The sequence below is a fragment of the Pseudomonas protegens genome, assembly GCF_003732485.1.
Lineage (GTDB): Bacteria > Pseudomonadota > Gammaproteobacteria > Pseudomonadales > Pseudomonadaceae > Aquipseudomonas > Aquipseudomonas protegens_B.
Map to the genome: position 1 here is coordinate 309688 of NZ_MOAK01000043.1, position 2314 is coordinate 312001.

3 protein-coding genes are annotated in these 2314 nt (G+C 57.1%); all 3 read right to left on the reverse strand.

Annotated elements, in window-relative coordinates; all coding sequences use genetic code 11:
* A partial coding sequence (locus tag BLX41_RS35060; protein ID WP_259744674.1) for a PqiB family protein occupies window positions 1-897 on the reverse strand: 897 nt, incomplete at its 3' end.
* The gene (locus tag BLX41_RS10960) at window positions 890-1513 is read right to left on the reverse strand and encodes a paraquat-inducible protein A (protein WP_123724882.1); all 624 of its coding nucleotides are present in this window, start codon (window positions 1511-1513) and stop codon (window positions 890-892) included. The genes BLX41_RS10960 and BLX41_RS35060, both read right to left, overlap by 8 nt.
* Window positions 1500-2159, reverse strand: coding sequence for a paraquat-inducible protein A (locus tag BLX41_RS10965; protein WP_123724883.1), 660 nt, complete (start codon window positions 2157-2159; stop codon window positions 1500-1502). The genes BLX41_RS10960 and BLX41_RS10965 overlap by 14 nt, the downstream gene beginning before the upstream one ends.
* Window positions 2160-2314: the final 155 nt, after the last annotated feature.

The window sequence follows — 2314 nt, forward strand, 5'->3', positions numbered from 1 at the left end:
GGGCGTGCGCCCAGCCTGCAGGCCTTCGAAATCGGTGAGCTTGACCTTGACCCGGATGCCCGCCTGAGCGGCATCGAAATCTTCGTAAAGGCGGAACGGCAGACTCGGGTCGGTAGGCGGACTGTCCCTGCGATTTTCCGGAGTGGCGAACGCGATACCGCCAGCCACTATGCTGGACAGGGACTCACTGCGCACTTTTACCCCGGACAGATTGGCGTCGATGCTGATTCCGCTGGCGTTCCAGAAGCGCGTGTGTTTGCGTACCAGATTGGCGTAGGTCGGTTCGATGTAGACCTTGAGCTCGACGGTGTTCTGGTCTTCGGAAAGCAGGAAGCTCTTGATCTGTCCGACCTGGATCTGTTTGTAGAAGACCGGGCTGCCGCGGTTCAACGAGCCCAGGCGCTCGGCCTTGATGGTCAGGTGCAGGCCGGGCTTGGCATCCGATAACGGAGGCTCTTCGGCCAGGGCCTTGAACTTGCGTGTGGGCTCTCCTTCACCGGGATTGACCGCAATGTAATTGCCTGAGACCAGGGTTTCCAGACCGGTGATCCCGGCCAGGCTGACACTGGGCTTGACCAGCCAGAAGCGGGTGTTGGTCTTCAGGTACTGCTCGACATCCTTGTTCATTTCGACCGTGGCAATCACTCCCCTGGAGTTGCCCTCATCGTCCAGAGCCAGAGTCTTGACCTTACCCACGGGCATGCCTTTGTAGACCACTTCGGTCTTGTTGGCCTGTATCCCCTCACCGCTTTCAAAGCGCAACTGGATCTCGATGCCGGTCTGGCTGTAGGCCCGCCAGCCCAGCCAGCCACCGATGATCAGGGCAATCAGGGGCAGCACCCAGATGGCCGACCAGTTGGAGGCCGGGCGGGTTTTGGCGGTAGGCAAATCACTCATGGTCGTCGTCCGACTCCGTGTTATCCCAGATCAGTCGGGGATCGAAAGTTACTGCGGCCAACATGGTCAGGATCACCACGCTGGCAAAGGCGACCGCACCGAGATTGGCCTCGATGCTGGCCAGCCGGCCAAAGTTGACCACCGCCACCAGGATGGCGATGACGAAAATATCCAGCATCGACCAGCGGCCGATGAACTCGATGAAGCGGTACATGATGATCCGTTGCCGCGCTGACAGTGGCTGATGACGCTGCACCGAGAACAGCAACAGGGCAATGCCCACCAGCTTGAAGGTGGGCACTAGAATACTGGCGACAAACACCACGGCGGCGATGGGGAACATACCGTGCTGCACCAATTGGATGACCCCGGACATGATGGTGCTTGGGTCGCCCTGACCCAGTGAGCTGACGGTCATGATCGGCAGGACATTGGCGGGAATGTAGAGAATGGCGGCGGTAAGCAACAAGGCCCAGGTACGCAGGATGCTATTGGGACGCCGTGGGTGTACCAAAGCTCCGCAACGAGTGCAGGTCTGCTCGTTGCTGTCGGCCTCCTGCCGGTTCAATTCATGGCATTCGGTACAAATCAAAATGCCTGCATCAATCGCCCGCATGCACATCCTCTCCAGATAACGCCTGCCAGATCTGGTGCGGCGACATCACCACTTCCAGCCAGACCTGCACCAACAACAAACTGATAAAACACACCAGGCCGAGGCCCACAGTAATGGACGCCATATCCGCCAGCTTGACGATGGCCACCAGCACGCCCATCAGATAGACCTCGAGCATGCCCCAATCGCGCAGATGATGATAAATGCGATAGAGCAGCAGGCCATAACTGCGACCGATATCCCAGCGAATGCTCAACAGGACCAGCAACTGGCAAATCAGCTTGAGCAATGGAATGCCCATGCTGCAGAGGAACACCACCAGCGCTACGCCTTCCATGCCGGTATCGAACAGGCCTTGCACGCCGCTCCAGACGGTATCTTCGGAAGACTGCCCCAATAGATTGAGCTGCATGATGGGAAGAAAGTTCGCCGGTACGTAGAGCAACAAGGCGGCAATTACCAGAGCCAGACTGCGCTCAACGACATTGTGCCGATGGGCGTACAGCTCATAACCACAGCGCGGGCATTGGGCTTTCTCACCGTGGGCGAGCTTTGGCTTGCGCATCAGCAAGTCGCACTCATGGCAGGCAACCAGGTCGTCCAGTGGTAGTTCTGACAACCCGGAGGCGTCAACCGGATCTGACATAGAGGGCTCTGGAAGTGAAAAGAGTTACGGCTATTCTAGTGTTCCAATTCGAAAATAACTGTGCAAATTTATTTGCGAATAAGAACGTTTTTTCTCAGCGCAAAAACAAAACCCCAATTGCTTTCGCAATTGGGGTTTCGGAATTTAATCTTGAC

What these genes read in the sequence shown, in the direction of transcription:
- BLX41_RS10960 (WP_123724882.1), bottom strand. Translation starts at nt 1,513, where the DNA reads ATGCGGGCGATTGATGCAGGCATTTTGATTTGTACCGAATGCCATGAA.
- BLX41_RS10965 (WP_123724883.1), bottom strand. Translation starts at nt 2,159, where the DNA reads ATGTCAGATCCGGTTGACGCCTCCGGGTTGTCAGAACTACCACTGGAC.